We start from the raw sequence: 16,372 nt of genomic DNA on the forward strand, positions 1-16,372 counted from the left end.
GTTGCGATCGCTCGCCGCCCATGCTCCAGGGTTACCGAGCCTCACGCAGCACACTGCCACCCAACACCAGCGGTATCACCAGCGCGTAAACAGCCAGTACCAGGGCGAGGCTGCGGATGGACATGCCGCCGTCCATGAGCAGGCCGAACAGGACCGGCGAGATGGCGGTACTCACCACCATCAGGGCGTGCATCATGGCACGGATCGCACCGATATAACGGGTTCCGTACAGCTCGGCCCACAGTGCACCGCCCAGTGTGCCATTGGCGCCGGCAGACAGGCCCAGCAAACCCATGTAGGCAAACACCAGCCAGTTGCTTTCTCCCCACCACAGCACCAGGCAGCCAAGACCCATGGGCAACAGATAGAATCGCATTAACCGGCGCGCCGAATAACGGTCGATCAGGAATCCTGTCAGTAAGCCCCCACTCACCTGTAAAATAGCGTAAACGCTGAATGCCGAAGCCAAGAGGGTGAGCGACCAACGGGTTGCCTCCGCCACGGCTACCTGGTGAAAAAACAACCCGGTAATGATGAAGGGTGCGGTCAGGGTCACCGGCAGGATCGCGTAGAATCGCCAGTCCCTTAATACCTGGCGGCGGCTGGCGTGGCTGGTGCTGTTCGTGTCTTCAGTTGGCGCGGGTAGATTGACGGACAGGCGCAGCAGTACAGGCAGCAGCATTAACAGCGCCAGCGCGGCCAGCCACCAGAGGTGACGCCAATCCGTGAGACTCAGTGCCACTACCACCAAGAGCGGCAGCAGCGCTTCGCCAATGGGGTAGCCAAGCTGGGCGATAGCCAGTGCGCGACCGCGCCGGGCACTGAAGTAACGGGCGATGGTGGTGATGGCGATATGCCCCATCAGTCCCTGGCCGCACAGGCGCAGCAGCAGGATACCGGGAATCAGCCACAGCGCGGACGGGGCCAGCGCGATGACCACGCAGCCCACTGCGAAAGCCATGACAACACCCGCGGTATAGCGATGCAGTGGAATATGGTCCAGCCAGCGCCCGACCGTGACGATCAATAGCCCACTGGTGAGCGTTGCGGCGCTGTAAAGCATGCCCAGCTCGGCGTAATCCAGGTCGAACTCGGTGCGCCAGGCGCCGCCGAACAGGCCAATGAAAAAGGTTTGTCCAAAACCCGAGAACAGTGTTGCCAGCAGACTGAACGCAAGCAATCGGGTGGATATCGTGGCAGTAGACAAGAGACAGCCCTTGAATCGCAAGCGGATTAATAAATGCCGCCCCGTGTAATGACGGACCGGAGGACGGCATATTATACGGCCTGGTTACGAAGTCTGTTGCGGTAATTGGTGGGGCTGAACAGCGGGTTCGCCGCGGCGGACCCGCTGTTCAGGATGGTCGCCCGAGGCTCAGTTCCAGGTGGCACCCAGGCGCAGGCCTATGGTGCGTGGCCGCTTGGGACCAAAGAACTGTGCCGGCAGAATGCCGCCGTTGTTGTTCTGGCCATCCCAGCTGAACTCGTCGGTCAGGTTTTCCACGTAGGCTTCCAGAAACCAGTTGTCATCCGACTCAAAGGCGATGCGCAGATTGGACTCCGCATAGGAATCGATTTTGGTTACGCTAAGATTTTCCCAGCCGCCGCCTCTCTCGTCTTCATAAGAGATTTCCAGGCTGCCGGTGATGGCGCCACCGCTGACCGGGAAGTTGGCGTTCAGCACCGCCGCCGCCGACCACTCCGGTGCCCAGAACAGAGAACTGCCCTCGCAGCCATCGGGGTCTTCAAGGCCACAGATGGCCTGTAATTCAGTGGCTTCGGAATCCAGGTAGCCAGCTGCCAGATACAGGTCAAAATTGTCAGTCAGCCGCCCGGTAATGGAGCCCTCGACGCCCCAGGCCTCTACCTGGCCCACGTTTTTAACCAGCGAGGCGCCACCGTCAAAGGTGACTACCTGCAGGTCTTCATATTCGTAGTAGAACGCTGTCAGATCGACATTGGCGCGTCCGTCGAAAAGTGAATCCTTATAGCCGAGTTCCCAGGAATCGACCGTTTCCGGGTCGAAGATGTTGGGTGTGAAACCATCGCTCTGGACAATCCCCACATTGCCGACCGCGGGTTCACCTTCGGCATTGTTGGCCAGGTTAAAACTGCCAAAGCCACCGGACTTGAAACCCTCGGTGTAGCTTGCGAAGAACATGCGGTTGTCAGTCGGTCGCCACTTGGCCAGCACCCGCATGGTCAGGTCGTCCCAGGTTTCACTATCGGAGATAAACTCGGCCGTTGAAAAGCCGTACGCCCAGTAAGGACCGAGGTCGCTCTCGGGTGTGGGCACGAAGATAGAGAAGTCTTTTTTATCTTCGGTATAGCGCAACCCGAGTTCGATATCGAAGCTCTCGGTAATGAAATAGTCGACGTTGACATAAGTCGCCCAGCCGGAATAGTCGCCCTTGATGCGGCCGGTTTCGACCAGTCGCCCGTCTTCCGAACTGGAAAACGGCGAGCCATAGTACGCGTACAGGTCGGCACAGCCGGAGAAGGTGGCGCCGTAGTTGTAGTAGTAGCCGTAGTATTGGCAGAAAAAATCCTCGCGCCCGGAAAAGCTGAACTTGGTATCAATGGTCTCCTTGTAATAGGAGGCGCCGGCATACCAGCTCAGGGGACCGTCGGTATTGGAGGTCAGGCGCAATTCCTGCTGGAAGTAATCGCCGGTCTGGTCCTGGCCGTAGTTGTTGATATCCAGCGGTGTACCGTCGTAGTCCTCGTTGTAATAGTAATCGTGATCCTTGTAACCGGTGTTCGAGCTCAGTGTGGCAAACTCAAAATCGTAATCAACGTGCAGGCCCAGGGTGAGGATGGTGGCGTCGTCGTTGTCACCCCCGGTGAGGTCGGAATCAATATCCTCATCACTGCCGCGTAGCTCGACACCGCCCAGGGCGGTGTCAAAGGCATCCCATATATCGCCGCGGTCAACGGCACGGTACACGGAACCGGACTGCTCACGATCCTCGTATTCAACCTCGGTGCGTACGGACAGGCGCTCCTTTTCATACAGTGTGGACCAGCGCAAGGCCCACTTGTCGTGCTCTATGAGGTCATCCGAACCTGGAAATTTGTTGTCCGCAAAACCGTCCTCGGTGGAATAGTAGCCGGCCAGGCGATAGGCAAAGTGATCGCCGAAGGGGATATTGATGGCGCCTTCTATCGCTCTGCGCTCGCGCTCGGCGATATCAAGTTCCACATAGCCGGAGATGTCGGTACCGGTTTCCGCCCGTTTGGTGTGCACACTGAAGGCACCGCCAATGGAGTTGCGGCCGAACAGGAAGCCCTGTGGTCCCCGCAGGATTTCCGCACGCTCAATATCGTAAAGGCTGGTCACGGCCGAGCCGTTGCGCCCTTCATAAAGGTCGTTCTTGAAGAAGGCTGATGAGGGGTCACCGCCAACCCCGAAGTCCTGGGTACGAATGCCGCGGACGCTGATGGCGTCAATGAAACTGTCCTGGCTGTTGCCGGTAACGCCGGGAGTAAAGGCCACCAGGTCCTTGATGTCGTTCATGTTGACCTGGTTGATGAAATTACCGGACAGCGCCGTAATGGCCAGCGGTACATCCTGTACCGATTCACTACGTTTGGTGGCGGTAACGATGACCTCCTCAAGCGTCTGTGACCAGGCTGGCACGCTCACTGCAGAGGCGATAACGGCGGTCGCCACGGCTCTGGAAAGGAATGTTTTCCGGACCGGGCCGGTCGCAAGAAGATTATGTGATACGCGCTGTCTGGTCATGGTAACCCCTGTAGTTAATGTGTTTTTCTCAGCGGGCTCCGGTCTCTGCCGGTTTCGTCATCTTATACCCCGGCTGCGTCGTTTGCGCAATCGTGGGTAGAGTGCTTCGACCTTAATGAATTTGTCGCACTATTTATATACCACTATGGGGTAGCCTCAGTTGAAGGGGATGCCCGCGGCGCCGAGAGCGTCACACATGGGTTGCAGCGAGGCTTCGTAGCGTCGCCAGCGGCCGATGGAGCGGGTATGAGCCGGCTCCCGTACCTGCACCGCGCTGGCGGTGGTGACCGCTGAGTCCTGGCGGTGGAACTCCAGGCAGGCATCTTCCCAGGGCAGTTGCAGGTAGTTGATCAGGGCGCGGGCATTCGGTTCCAGGTCGCGGGCGGTATCTTCATAGCTGATGTCGTGAATGCGACCGGGAAAGCGCTGTCGCCACAGCGCCATCAGGTGATGGTAGCGGGCGTGGTGGCGCGCCATTTCCCCCTGCTCATAGGAGTGCAGGTAGGCATCCGCGAACAGTTGTTTGAAACTGGCGAAACAGGCGTCCATGGGGTCGCGCACCAGGTGCACGATACGGGCGTTGGGCAGCGCCGCCAGGATCAGGGGGATCAACAGGTAATTCTGCGGTAGTTTGTCGACGAAGCGCGGCGTGTCGCCGCGCATCCGGTGGCTGGTTTGCAGGTACAGGCCGCCGACCTGTGCCGGCGCAAGGTCTCGCGCCCTGGCAAAGAGTTCGGCGGAAAATCGACGGGGATCTTCATAGCTACTGAGGCGGCGCAATGCGAGGCCGAATTGCTGCAATTCGCCGGCGGAATGCACCTGCGAGTGGCTGGTAATAATGCGTTCGACCAGGGTAGTGCCGGTGCGTGGTTGCCCCAGGACGAAGATCGGCGACGCGTCCGGGTTGCCGCCACCGCAGCCTGCCAGCCACTCGGGCGTGTAGAATTTTTCCAGTGCCCGGAACATTTCCACTTCCGCGGCCTCGTCGTAGTCTACGGTGGACCGGCGGGCCTCGGCACCGGCACTGAATGCCTCAAAAGCCGGCTCCCAGTCCTGCAGGTCCTCCCTTTCCTTGCCGATGGCGTACAGATAGAAAGCCCGCGCACGGGGATTGTTGGGGTGGCGTTCCGCCAAAGCCTGCATCTCGATGATGTGGGCATCGTCCCTCGCCCTGGTTGAACTGGCGAGCGCCCAGTGGGCCTGGGGGGTGTCGGGTTGCAGCTGGATAATATCCCGAAAAACGGCATCCGCGCGCTCGGTGTCGCCGTGATAAACGAGGTTGTTGGCAAGGTTGAGCATAAACGGCGGATGCCCTGGTTTGCGGGTATTGGCGCGGGCAAAAAACGCCTGGGCGGCGCCGTGCTCTCCCATCAGGGACAATGTTGTGGCGATCAGGTCCAGCACCACCGGGTCATCGGGTTTGATGCGCCGGGTTTCACGCAGGGCGGCGTCTGCCAGTTTCACCTGGCCTTCGCTCATATAGAGCCTGGCAAGTTGCGCCCAGGCGGCGGCGTGATCGCGGTCGAGCCTGACTACCGACTGGAAGGCACTGAATGCCGTTTTGCGCTCCATTGCTTCCAGCGCGATGAGCCCCACCAGAAAGTGTGCGGGCACCAGCTCGGGTTGTTGGGCCAGAGCCTGTTGGCAGTGGCCCCCGGCCTCTTCCAGCAGGCCGCGCGACAGGGCATCAAAGCCCTGTTGCAGCAGCGCCTGGGGGGCGGTGGCGCGGGCTTTGGGGTTATTGGTCACAGGCAGGGCCTCGGTGGTGGTTGCAGATAGGCAACCAGGGTATCGCCGCCGGCGTAGTCGCCCGCGCTCATCAGTGAATCCAGAAACAGATAGAACAGTTCTGCCTGGGATCCAACCTCAAGTTTTGCGTAGGCGTGTTTGCGGTGAAGCTTTACGGTTTCCACCGATATGGACAGTTTTTCCGCCAGGGTTTTGGTGCTGTGCCCGTGCAGCACCAGATTGATAACCTGTGCTTCGCGTTCGGTCAGCAGGCTGCTGCCAAATTCCTGCAGGGCAGTATGCAGTTGCGCCCTCAGGTTTACTGCACCCTGGGTAGGCATGGTTTGCCAGTGCTGTTGGCACAGGACCGCTATGACAGGCTGAATGGAGGCCAGCGCAGCCACCTGTTGTGGACTGAATTTGTTGCGTGGCCGGGTTCTGCCCAGGGCAATATTAATGAACCCTTGGTCGCCGTTGGGCAGGAGGAAGCCGCACTCGTCCTGGTAACCGCAACGCTTGTACCAGGTTTTATAGTACTCGCTGTCCCTGAAGCCCGCGGGCGCAAGATCGCGCAACCGGAACACGCCAAAGCGACGGTCGCGGCTGGCAGCCTGGTAATACGGGTCCAGCATGAAGGCACCGGCAACGAACATATCCAGCGTGGATGTGGCCATCGTTTCCGGTACTTCAAAGTACTCGATGATGGGCAGGGCTTTATCGGGGTATACCAGTATCGTGGCATCATCTACCGGTACCAGGCTCTTCAGGGTGATGACCAGTTGCTCGGCAAAGTCATCCTGCCCTACACGGGTGAACAGACGAGCCAGCTCTTGATTGTAGGCAGAGTTTGCGGGCATGAGTGAAGTCAGGCACCAGAGGTCATTAAAGTATCAGCCATCATAACTGCAAAGTGGCCCAATCCCAAAAAGCCTGGTTGGCCCGGGAAATAACCCGGTTGCGGCGCTTTGCGAGCGCCATGCTGATAAAGGATTTTTCCTCCAGGGGCACGGCGACAAGCCCCGGCTCCTGCTCGGCCAGCATCGCCAGGCCTATGGTGGTGCCCATGCCGCGCTTGACCATGCGAATCAACAGTGGCAGAAAATTGCTTTGCAGACGCAGGTCGGGAGTCACCCCGTGGGCCGCACACAACTGGTTGAGCCGGTTGCGAATGAAATAGCCGCTCTCATAGACCACCATGGGCGCGCCGTGCAGTTCGGCAATGGGGATAGCGGAGCGTCCTGCCCAGGGGTGATCATGCGCCATGCACAGCACAATCTGCTCATTGACCAGCGGCAGTAGTTCAAGCTGGTCCTGCTCCATTGCGTCGGTCGTGCTTATCACCCCCAGTTCAATCTGGTCCGCCAGTAACCACTGGCCGATGTTGTCGGTGCCTGCCTGGGTGACTGCGGTGCGCAGTTGAGGGTGCCGGCTGAGGAAACCGCCGAGCAGGTCGGGCAGATAACAGGTAGCCAGCATTGAAGGGCAGGCGATGGCGAGTTCGCCCCGCAGCAGCCCGCGCAGCTCGCCACTGGCCTGTTGCAGCGCGGCCACCTGTTGGAGGATGGCGATGGCCTGCGGTAACAGGGCAGCGCCTTCCGCGGTGAGGCATGCTTGCCTTCCGCCGCGGTCGATCAGGGTGAGTCCCAGTTCCTCCTCAAGCTTGCGTACCGCAATGCTGACGGCGGGCTGGGCCATGTGCAGCTGCTCTGCCGCCCGGCTGAAGCTACCGTGTTCCGCTACTTCACGGAAAATATCGAGTTTTCGCAAATCCATAAGTACATATATAATTTATATCGATTCAATAGAAAACATATATTTTATAAATAAAGCATAGTCTGCTAACGTTTGTCTCCTCGAATAATGGCTTTGGCAGGGTAAAGATATGGGACAGGCAAAAAAATGGCAGCGGCTGGACTGGCAGGATCCGTTTTTGCTGGAGCAGCAACTGAGTGACGAGCAACGGATGGTGCGCGATAGCGCACGCCAGTACGCCGCCGCAAAGCTGGCGCCGCGAGTCCGCGATGCGTTTCGCGAGGAATACACGGACCCTGCCATATTCCGGGAAATGGGCGAGCTGGGCCTGCTGGGCAGTACCATTGAGGGTTATGGTTGCCCGGGCGTGGATTACATCAGCTATGGCCTGGTGGCGCGTGAGGTGGAACGGGTGGATTCCGGCTATCGTTCGATGATGAGCGTGCAGTCCTCGCTGGTGATGTATCCCATTCATGCCTATGGCAACGAAGCCCAGCGCGAGAAATACCTGCCACGGCTGGCCACGGGCGAGTGGATTGGCTGCTTTGGCCTGACCGAGCCCGACCATGGCTCCGACCCCGGCTCGATGATCACCCGGGCGCGCAGTGTAGACGGCGGTTACCGTCTCACGGGTGCCAAGATGTGGATCAGTAACAGTCCCATTGCCGACGTGTTTGTAGTATGGGCCAAGACCGACGACGGCAAGATCCGCGGTTTCATCCTGGAAAAAGGCATGGAAGGCCTTAGTGCGCCAAAAATCGAAGGCAAGCTGGCCCTGCGCGCATCGATTACCGGTGAAATCGTCATGGAAAATGTCTTTGTGGATGAGGGCCAGTTATTGCCGGGTGTCGAGGGCTTGAAAGGGCCTTTTGGCTGTCTCAATAACGCTCGTTACGGTATTGCCTGGGGTGCCCTGGGTGCGGCGGAAACCTGCTGGTTCGCCGCCCGGGACTACACCATGGAGCGCACCCAGTTTGGCCGCCCCCTGGCTGCCAACCAGCTGATCCAGCTTAAGCTGGCGGATATGCAGACCGAGATCAGCCTGGCCCTGCAGGGCTGTTTCCGGGCTGGCCAGCTCATGGATGCAGGGCAGATTGCGCCGGAGCTGATCTCCCTGATCAAGCGTAACTCCTGTGGCAAGTCCCTGCAGATCGCGCGCCAGGCCCGGGATATGCTGGGCGGTAACGGCATTTCCGATGAATACCCGGTCATGCGCCACATGGTGAACCTGGAGGTGGTCAACACCTATGAAGGTACGCACGATGTGCATGCGTTGATTTTGGGACGCACCCAGACCGATATACCGGCCTTTTGAGTATGGGTGCCCTGTCGCACCTGAAAGTGCTGGACCTGTCCCGGGTGCTCGCCGGCCCCTGGGCCAGCCAGATACTGGCCGACCTGGGTGCCGAGGTGATAAAGATCGAGCGCCCTGACGGCGGTGATGACACCCGTTCCTGGGGGCCGCCGTACATGGCGGACGCGGATGGCAGCCCAACAGCCGAGTCCGCTTACTACCTGTGCACCAACCGCGGCAAGCGCTCGGTCTGCGTGGATATAAAATCAACGGACGGGCAGGCAGCGCTGCACACCCTGGTGGCCGACTGCGACGTGGTAATCGAGAATTTCAAGGTCGGCGATGCCGCACGGTTTGGTTTCGATTACGCCAGCCTCGCCTCCCGGCATCCCGCACTGGTGTATTGCTCCATTACAGGGTTTGGCCAGACAGGTCCCTTGCGCGAACGGCCCGGCTACGACTTCCTGGTGCAGGCCATGGGCGGCCTGATGAGTGTTACCGGGCAGCCCGATGGCAGCCCCGGCGCCGGGCCGCAAAAAGTGGGTGTGGCACTCACCGATATCATGACCGGGCTCTACGCCACGGTAGGTATTCTTGCGGCCCTGGCGGAGCGCGAGCGCTCGGGGCTGGGCCAGCACGTAGACCTGGCGCTGCTCGATGTGACCGCCGCCACCCTGGCCAACCAGGCGAGTAATTACCTGGTGGGCGGTATCAATCCCGGTCGGATGGGCAATGCCCATCCCAATATCGTGCCCTACCAGAGTTTTGTCGTCAGGGACGGCCACCTGATTGTAGCGGTGGGCAATGATGCCCAGTTCCGTCGTTTCGTTACCACATTGGGGTGCCCGGTGCTGGCGGATGATGAGCGTTTTGTCACTAACCGCCTGCGGGTAAAACATCGCGAACAACTCATACCCTTATTGCAGGCGCGCCTGCTGGAGCGGGACAAGGCCGATTGGTTGTTGCGCTTCGAGGCAGCCCAGGTGCCGGCAGGGCCAATCAATTCCGTGGCCGAGGTGTTCACTGAGCCACAAATCCTGGCCCGGGATATGCGCGTTACGGTGCCGCATCCACTAAACCCGGAACTGGAGCTGGTGGGTAATCCCATAAAACTCTCCCGTACGCCGGTAGAGTACGGTTCGGCGCCGCCTACCCTTGGGCAACATACGGAAGAGGTGCTGGCAGCCGCACGGCGCAGGAATCCAGCATCCTCATGACACCCCTGGTGCGATTGCGGCTGGCGCCGGCCGGTGTGATCGGCAATACTCGACCACCCGTTTATCGTTGATAACACCGAGGCCCGATGAAAACCTTTTTGGAAGTTTTGTTGGCACTGGTAGTGATCCTGGCGCTGGTCATTCTTGTGCTGGTCCGCGGCAAGCAACCGGAAGCGTTCCCCGCCAACTCCGAGAGTGCTGCCCGGTTGCAGGCAGGCACACTCGCGGTAACCACGTTCGAAACGGAATTTGTTGACGATAGTCGGCCCACGGTGGCCAATGGCGAATTTCCGGGTGCTCCCGAGCGGCGCCTCGCGGCAACTGTCTGGCAGCCCGTGGACCAGTATTCGGGACCCTATCCGCTACTGGTATATAGTCATGGTTTCTCATCGAGCCGGCGCGAGGGCGTTTACCTTGCGGAGCACCTTGCCAGTCTTGGGTATGTGGTTATTGCGCCGGAATTTCCGCTGACCAACCTGTTTGCACCGGGTGGACCCAGGGTACAGGATGTTGTAAACCAGCCGGGAGATGTGAGTTTCCTGATTGACCAGATGCTGGTGCTCAGCAAGACTCCCGGCCATCGGCTGGAAAGCCAGGTTGATGCCAGTCGCATCGGTGCGTTGGGTTTGTCTCTGGGCGGCCTGACCACCACCCTGGTGAGTTTCCACCCGGAGTGGCGTGACCCGCGTATCAAGGCGGCGTTATCAATTGCCGGGCCCTCCTTCCTGTTTACCGCGGACTTCTATCATCACCACACTCTGCCCTTCCTGATGCTGGCCGGAGACATTGATGCGGTGGTGCCCTATGAGCTGAATGCCGCGCCTATCCCGGAGCGGGTGTCGGGCGGGGAGCTGGTCACCATAGCCGGTGCCTCCCACGCCGGTTTCGCGGGCCCGGCGGCAATTCTGCGCTGGCTTGATAACGCGGATTCTATTGCCTGTTATATCGTTCAGCGCAGGATCGGGGATGATATTGAAGAGCCCTGGTATGACCTGGTGGGCCCTCCTGAAATGGGAATCGACTACAGCGCCGAGCCGGAACTGTGCATTACCAACCCGTTGCCACCGTCAATGAATGTGCTGTACCAGCAGCGGGTGACCCGGCTGGTGGTCAGCAGCTTTTTCCAGCGGGAATTTTCGCTATCCGAAGTAAGCCGACGCGCAGCTGATCACTATCTGCGCGATGTGCTACCGCGCGAATTGCCGGCGGTGCGGCACCGCACAGGGCAGCGACTGCCTGCACTGCTGCCTGACTCAGGGTGAGCTCGGTTGCATGATGGTGACCGGGTGCACCGGCGCCTTGCGACCCGTGGGGTTCAGGTTGCGGATTTCCGCGGCCATGGCGGCGAGAGCGGCCTGGCGGTTGCCCGGTGAGGGGTGGGTGCTGAGGAATTCGGGCGGGCCATTGCCACCGGCCGCTGCCATCTTGTCCCACAGGCTGACAGCGGCATCGGGGTCGTAGCCGGCCCTGGTGGCCAGCTCCAGGCCGATACGATCCGCTTCCCGCTCGGCGGTTCGGCTATTGGGCAGTTCCAGAGCCAGTTTTGCCGCCAGGGCGGCACCACTGATCATCCACGTCGATTTTTCGGTTGCGACACTGACCGCGGCGATACCGGCCGTGGTGGCCATCGCCCGGGACATGCGTTCGGCGGTGTGGTGAGCCAGGGCGTGGGAGATTTCGTGTCCCATGATCTGGGCGAATTCGTCATCGGTGAGTTTGAGTTTTTTAAACAGGCCGGTGTAGATCGCCATACGCCCGCCGGCCATACACCAGGCGTTAACGGTGTCCGGCGCATCGACGATTGCAACGCTCCAGTCCCAACCGGCCGATTGCGGGTACTCGGCGACCGCCACCGATACCAGGCGGCCGGTAATGGTCGCTACTCGCCTGGATAGCGTGGGGTCGTTAACCAGCCTGGCGTTTTCATCGAAATCCGCAACCGTGGTCAGGTAGGCTGCCCGGGATTCCACAATGGCCGCCTCCGGGGAGATCAGCATCAACTGCGAGCGACCGGTCGGGCTGGTGACACAGGCGGTCATCAGGGGCAGCAGCATCAGCAGTAAATACAGTTTTTTCATGGTCATGGTTCCTCGCGACAGTGAGCACAAGTGTAACTCAAAGTCGCGGGGGGAGTTGGCGCTTAAAGCAAGGGTGACACCGTCATTGCTGCCGACAGTGTTGCGCCGCAGTTAAAAAGCCGTTTTTCAAAAGGGCAGGCCGCTGTCAATAGCATGTCCCGCCTGCTCCGGAGTGGCCAGGTTCTCGGTGTAGTGGGTCCCATTGAGTTCAGCGCGGATGCTGGCAGCATCCTCCGGGGTTGCAAAGAACTGGGAGTACCATTTGCGGCCTGTGCGGAAGGGGCCATCGGTCTTCAGTTGCATGATCTTCAGGGCCGGACGCTTGAATTTCCAGACGTTGAAGTCGGCCGCGAAGGCTTCCAGCGCATTGGCCTGGAACTGTCTGGCCGCTACCCGGTCTTCTTCGCCGGCGGTATTGCCCGCGCCGCAATAGAGCACCGCGTGCCAACACTTGACCTTGCCATCATCCACCGGGGTATTGGCGATAAGCTCGAACATCACGGCTTCGCCGAAGACCTGCTTGGACAGCAATATTCCCGGCCCCGTATACCAGGTGGTGGTATACAGGTAGGTGTCATAGAGCTGCATTTCGCCACCCTGGCGCTGGATATAAACCTCATCCTTGAATTCGTTTTCAAAGTATTCGCAGGGTGCGCCATGGGTGGGGCCGAGATGGCGTGCATCGGCCATGTTGTCGATGATTTCCTGGGGATGAATATCCAGTTCCCCGAGGTGGTCCAGCTCCCACCGCACCCACTGGGGATCATCCCACTGCTTTAAAAACGGCGCCTGGTAATCCGGCTCGCGGCCATCGGGATCATACCAGGCCATGACGCAACCCATATTGTCGACTACCGGGTAAGAGCGGATAGAAGCCGATTTGGGATAGGGGCCTTCGGAGTACGGGATATCGTCCACGTCGCCCTCGGGGCTATAGCGCCAGCCGTGGTAGGGGCAGCGAATAGAGTCGCCCTCGATTTGCTCGCCATTCTTGACGATCATCGCGCTGGTGCTGGCGGTCAGGTGGGTACCCATATGCGCGCAATAGGCATCGAGCAGTATTGGTTTGCCGCTCTCGCCGCGATACAAGGCCAGGTCCTGTCCGAAGAAGCGCACGGCCATCGGCCCCGCATCCAGTTCCTTGCTCTCCGCGACAATAAACCATCCCCTCGGGAAGGCGTTGGGTCCCAGGTTGTAGTCAGCTGCTGTTGCCATGGTATCGGCCTCTGAAATATGCGTGAGTAGGGGGAAGTATAGCGACGCTATCCGCGCGGCACAGCCCCAGGCTGCAGCCAGCGCCTCACGCAGTGGCTTCTGGCTCAATTATTTGGTGTGTGTTGCGCTAAGGAGATGCCGGGGAGGGCCCCGCGGGCCCCTGATTGTCGTGGTCTGCCGTTATTGTTGCCAGCGATTGAACCGGCGGCCGAGCCAGATGCCGGTGGCAGCCCAGCAGACCGCAACCCCTGCACCCACCAGCGCGACGGCCGCCAGGCCCAGTCCCAGCCCCTGGGTCAGCGCAGTGAATGCCCAGGCATTGAGCATGTCACCGCCCCGGTAGATCACGATGTCGATAACCGGTTTGGCCTTGAACCGTGTTTCCTGGTCAACGGCGGTAAACAGCATTTCCCGCCCCGGTCTGGTAATGGCGTAGTTGCCCGCCCGGCGCACGATCTGGACTGCGACCACCACGGCAATGATCGGGGTCGCGGCCAGCAGCAACAGGCCTGCCCCGATCACTACCGGGATACAGGCCAGGGTAAAGGGCAGGCCGAGGTGGCGCGCGATGCGTCCGGTGGCAAAGGCCGCGATAATGACGGTGAGCGTATTGACCACCAGGTCCATGGCCGCCCAGATCTGGGTGCGGGTTTCGCGGTCGTAGTCCACCATCAGGTTTTTCAGCTCGAAGTAAATGAAGGAGCTGATTGACGTGTAGAAAAAGATGAACAGCGCGATGCCCAGCAAATACGGGCTGCGCAGGAATTCGCTGAACCCGGCGAAGGGATTGCCACCAATATACTCAAAATTGCCTTTATCGGCTGCGACACCGGTGTTGCCGAGGTCGGCCAGCTTCAGTCTTTGTAACCAGTACACCAGGGGCAGGGTAAGAAAGAGGATGGAGCTGCCGATCAGTAGCAGGGCGTCCACACCGGCTCCGGCGGCGAGCAGCGCCGTCAGGGCAGGGCCGATCATGGCGCCGATACTGGCGCCGGCCCCGATAAAGCCGAACAGGCGTGTGGCCTGGGGCTTGTCCCAGGTATCCGCCATGAAACTCCAGAAGACGGAAATATGGAACAGGCTGAATACGCTTATCCAGACATAAAATGACTTGTCGAGCAGCGTGCGGTCCGCGACCAGCTGGATACCGACAAAAAACAGGATAAAGGTGACAGCGAAAAAACCATAGACCGAAGGCACCAGGTTGCGCAGCCGGATACGCGCCACCGCGCCACCATAAAGGGATACCGCCACGGCGCTGAAAATGAAGGTCAGGGTCCACAGCAGGCTGACTTCAGCGTCGCTCCAGTCACTGGCCATGGCATCCCGCACCGGGCGCAGGATGTAATAGGCCGCCATCAGCATCAAAACCAGGCCGAAAGAAGCCAGCACAGCCAGTACTTCACGGGGATGAATGTCACAGGCGGTATTGAGGGCGCGCTGCAGTAGCGAGGGTTTCCGGCCAGTCATCCGCGGTTACAGGTTGGCGAATACGCGGAGCATTTCTGCGCGCTGCGTGGTATCGGGCACGGGACCGGTGTTCGCCTGCATATTGTCCCGCATGTGACTCACTTTGGAGGTGGCAGGTATCAGGCAGGTGACCGCGGGGTGGCCCAGAATCCACTTGAGGTAGAACTGGCCCCAGCTGGTGCAACCAAGCTCCCGGGCGACCATCGGCAAAGCCTTGCCGCGGGATTTCGCGAACAGCGCGCCGCGCTGGTAAGGGCGATTGATCATGGTGGCGATGCCCTGGTCCTGCGCTACCGGCAACAGTGCCCGCTCGGCAACGCGATCTTCCATGTTGTAGCTGAACTGGACAAAATCCAGTGGTTCCCGGCGCATGATATCGAGTAGTTCACTGTGGTAGCGGCCATGGGAAGTGGTGATGCCGATATAGCGGACCCTGCCCTCGGCTTTCCAGGCTTTGAGTGTTGCCAGGTGAGTACGCCAGTCCTTCAGGTTATGAATGGCGATCAGGTCGAGCGGCTCCACCGCCATGCGTTCGGCGGAAGCCTGCATTTGCTCGATACCTTCTTCCCTGCCGGTGGTCCAGACCTTGGTGGCGGCGAATACGGGGGGCCGCGGTGTCAGCTGGCGCAGGATGTCGCCCACCCGGGATTCGGCCTTTCCGTACATGGGGGAGGAATCAATGACCTTGCCGCCGCCCTCAAAGAACGCCTCCATGACCTCCTTCAGCTGGGCCAGTATCTCTGGTGATGCCGGCTCGTCAAAGGTCCGCGAGGTACCCATGCCGATTACCGGTAAGTGTTCCCCGGTGCTGGGTATTGGGCGGGTATTGGCGCGGGTGGTGGTCATGGCCGTAGCGGGATTCGCCGCGGCAGTGGCGACCAGGCCGCGAGACGCGGCCAGGGCGGCGAGCACTTGCAGAATGTGTCGTCTGGTTACCATACGTCTACCTCCCTAAGTATTCGCGAGCATCCACTTGCGCAGGCGGTTGGAGTCGCCAAACGGGGTCAGCTTGCCAAATGAATTCAGCAGGATTATTGATACCGGTTCACCCTCAATGACCGCCTGCATCACCAAACAACGACCGGCCTCATCAAGATAACCGGTTTTACTCAGGCCGATGTCCCAATTCTGGTTCTTCAGCAACCGATTGGTATTACTGTAGTTGAGGACGCCGCGTCTGGGATAGGGGCGGACAGCCAGCCCCCGGGTAGTGCTGGCTTCGGTGATCAGGGCATATTTGGCGGCGGCCCGGATCATGGTGGCGAGATCGCTCGCGGTAGACAGGTTGTCACTGTGCAACCCCGCGGGGTCTGCGAACTGGCTGTTGCGCATGCCCAGCTGTTCTGCCTTCAGGTTCATAGCGGCAATGAAGGCGTCCAGGCCGCCTGGCCAGGTGCGGCCGAGGGCGTGCGCGGCGCGGTTCTCAGATGACATCAGCGCCAGCAGGAGCATCTCGCGACGGCTGAGACTGGCGCCGTACTCCAGCCTCGAGCCAGTGAGGCGCACGAGGTCGCGGTCATCACGGGTAATGGTGATTTTTTCGTCGAGGTCCAGGCCGGCATCGAGGATGACCATGGCCGTCATCAGCTTGGTGATGGAGGCAATGGGCCGTACGGTGTTCGTGTCCTTGCCGTAAATGACATTCCCGCTGCCGTCCAGCACCAGTGCCGATGCAGAGCGCAGTCCCGGATTGCCATCGAGATTGGAGAATTTATCCGTGCCTGCCGCCAGCGCGAGCGCCGGTAACAGTGAAAGGCATAAACCCAGGCATAAGTTCTTCATAGTATGACCCTGTCGAATCAATGGCAGTGGGGTACTTTCGACCCCAGGTTACCGGGTATTCTGCATCAGGGGCCTGTGCCACGCCAGCACT

At 60.0% G+C, this 16,372-nt stretch carries 13 protein-coding genes; 3 read left to right on the plus strand and 10 right to left on the minus strand.

The window, feature by feature from the left end; translation table 11 throughout:
• Positions 1-31: 31 nt before the first annotated feature.
• The 5 genes from CWI75_RS04850 to CWI75_RS04870 all read right to left on the minus strand — a co-directional run bounded on the left by CWI75_RS04850 (position 32) and on the right by CWI75_RS04870 (position 7,246).
• Positions 32-1,207: an MFS transporter gene (locus CWI75_RS04850; RefSeq protein ID WP_162299990.1), complete on the minus strand. Its 1,176-nt coding sequence runs from the start codon at positions 1,205-1,207 to the stop codon at positions 32-34.
• 168 nt (positions 1,208-1,375) lie between these two features.
• Positions 1,376-3,745, minus strand: coding sequence for a TonB-dependent receptor (locus CWI75_RS04855; RefSeq protein WP_175580195.1), 2,370 nt, complete (start codon positions 3,743-3,745; stop codon positions 1,376-1,378).
• A gap of 156 nt (positions 3,746-3,901) precedes the next feature.
• Positions 3,902-5,494, minus strand: a complete 1,593-nt coding sequence (locus tag CWI75_RS04860; RefSeq protein WP_101520360.1) for a tetratricopeptide repeat-containing sulfotransferase family protein — start codon at positions 5,492-5,494, stop codon at positions 3,902-3,904.
• Positions 5,491-6,330: a helix-turn-helix transcriptional regulator gene (locus tag CWI75_RS04865; protein ID WP_101520361.1), complete on the minus strand. Its 840-nt coding sequence runs from the start codon at positions 6,328-6,330 to the stop codon at positions 5,491-5,493. Before CWI75_RS04865 ends, CWI75_RS04860 begins: the two co-directional genes overlap by 4 nt.
• Positions 6,331-6,370: 40 nt before the next feature.
• Positions 6,371-7,246, minus strand: a complete 876-nt coding sequence (locus CWI75_RS04870; protein WP_101520362.1) for a LysR family transcriptional regulator — start codon at positions 7,244-7,246, stop codon at positions 6,371-6,373.
• Positions 7,247-7,355: 109 nt separating this feature from the next.
• Here CWI75_RS04870 and CWI75_RS04875 point away from each other — a divergent pair, with 109 nt between their 5' ends.
• The 3 genes from CWI75_RS04875 (at position 7,356) to CWI75_RS04885 (ending at position 10,998) form a co-directional block, all read left to right on the plus strand.
• Positions 7,356-8,540, plus strand: coding sequence for an acyl-CoA dehydrogenase (locus CWI75_RS04875; protein ID WP_101520363.1), 1,185 nt, complete (start codon positions 7,356-7,358; stop codon positions 8,538-8,540).
• 2 nt (positions 8,541-8,542) lie between these two features.
• Entirely contained in the window at positions 8,543-9,736 is a 1,194-nt protein-coding gene (locus tag CWI75_RS04880) for a CaiB/BaiF CoA transferase family protein (RefSeq protein WP_101520364.1), read from the plus strand.
• 86 nt (positions 9,737-9,822) lie between these two features.
• Positions 9,823-10,998 (plus strand): alpha/beta hydrolase family protein, encoded by a 1,176-nt coding sequence (locus CWI75_RS04885; protein WP_101520365.1) that lies wholly within the window; start codon positions 9,823-9,825, stop codon positions 10,996-10,998.
• Here the strand turns inward: CWI75_RS04885 and CWI75_RS04890 are convergent.
• The 5 genes from CWI75_RS04890 to CWI75_RS04910 all read right to left on the minus strand — a co-directional run bounded on the left by CWI75_RS04890 (position 10,990) and on the right by CWI75_RS04910 (position 16,281).
• Positions 10,990-11,814 (minus strand): M48 family metallopeptidase, encoded by an 825-nt coding sequence (locus CWI75_RS04890; RefSeq protein WP_101520366.1) that lies wholly within the window; start codon positions 11,812-11,814, stop codon positions 10,990-10,992. The two genes, CWI75_RS04885 and CWI75_RS04890, sit on opposite strands and share 9 nt — an antisense overlap.
• Positions 11,815-11,940: 126 nt before the next feature.
• Positions 11,941-13,029 carry a Rieske 2Fe-2S domain-containing protein gene (locus CWI75_RS04895; protein WP_101520465.1) on the minus strand — a complete coding sequence of 363 codons (1,089 nt, stop codon included), beginning with the start codon at positions 13,027-13,029 and terminating at the stop codon, positions 11,941-11,943.
• Positions 13,030-13,209: 180 nt separating this feature from the next.
• Positions 13,210-14,499: an NTP/NDP exchange transporter gene (locus tag CWI75_RS04900; RefSeq protein WP_101520367.1), complete on the minus strand. Its 1,290-nt coding sequence runs from the start codon at positions 14,497-14,499 to the stop codon at positions 13,210-13,212.
• Between the two features lie 6 nt (positions 14,500-14,505).
• Entirely contained in the window at positions 14,506-15,438 is a 933-nt protein-coding gene (locus CWI75_RS04905) for an aldo/keto reductase (RefSeq protein ID WP_101520368.1), read from the minus strand.
• Positions 15,439-15,450: 12 nt separating this feature from the next.
• Positions 15,451-16,281 carry a serine hydrolase gene (locus CWI75_RS04910; protein WP_101520369.1) on the minus strand — a complete coding sequence of 277 codons (831 nt, stop codon included), beginning with the start codon at positions 16,279-16,281 and terminating at the stop codon, positions 15,451-15,453.
• Positions 16,282-16,372 lie beyond the last annotated feature (91 nt).

The organism is Kineobactrum sediminis (assembly GCF_002868715.1).
In the GTDB taxonomy this organism is placed as follows: Bacteria; Pseudomonadota; Gammaproteobacteria; order Pseudomonadales; family Halieaceae; genus Kineobactrum; species Kineobactrum sediminis.

What these genes read in the sequence shown, in the direction of transcription:
- CWI75_RS04870 (WP_101520362.1), bottom strand. Translation starts at nt 7,246, where the DNA reads ATGGATTTGCGAAAACTCGATATTTTCCGTGAAGTAGCGGAACACGGT.
- CWI75_RS04855 (WP_175580195.1), bottom strand. Translation starts at nt 3,745, where the DNA reads ATGACCAGACAGCGCGTATCACATAATCTTCTTGCGACCGGCCCGGTC.
- CWI75_RS04885 (WP_101520365.1), top strand. Translation starts at nt 9,823, where the DNA reads ATGAAAACCTTTTTGGAAGTTTTGTTGGCACTGGTAGTGATCCTGGCG.
- CWI75_RS04875 (WP_101520363.1), top strand. Translation starts at nt 7,356, where the DNA reads ATGGGACAGGCAAAAAAATGGCAGCGGCTGGACTGGCAGGATCCGTTT.
- CWI75_RS04905 (WP_101520368.1), bottom strand. Translation starts at nt 15,438, where the DNA reads ATGGTAACCAGACGACACATTCTGCAAGTGCTCGCCGCCCTGGCCGCG.
- CWI75_RS04890 (WP_101520366.1), bottom strand. Translation starts at nt 11,814, where the DNA reads ATGAAAAAACTGTATTTACTGCTGATGCTGCTGCCCCTGATGACCGCC.
- CWI75_RS04895 (WP_101520465.1), bottom strand. Translation starts at nt 13,029, where the DNA reads ATGGCAACAGCAGCTGACTACAACCTGGGACCCAACGCCTTCCCGAGG.
- CWI75_RS04880 (WP_101520364.1), top strand. Translation starts at nt 8,543, where the DNA reads ATGGGTGCCCTGTCGCACCTGAAAGTGCTGGACCTGTCCCGGGTGCTC.
- CWI75_RS04900 (WP_101520367.1), bottom strand. Translation starts at nt 14,499, where the DNA reads ATGACTGGCCGGAAACCCTCGCTACTGCAGCGCGCCCTCAATACCGCC.
- CWI75_RS04910 (WP_101520369.1), bottom strand. Translation starts at nt 16,281, where the DNA reads ATGAAGAACTTATGCCTGGGTTTATGCCTTTCACTGTTACCGGCGCTC.
- CWI75_RS04865 (WP_101520361.1), bottom strand. Translation starts at nt 6,330, where the DNA reads ATGCCCGCAAACTCTGCCTACAATCAAGAGCTGGCTCGTCTGTTCACC.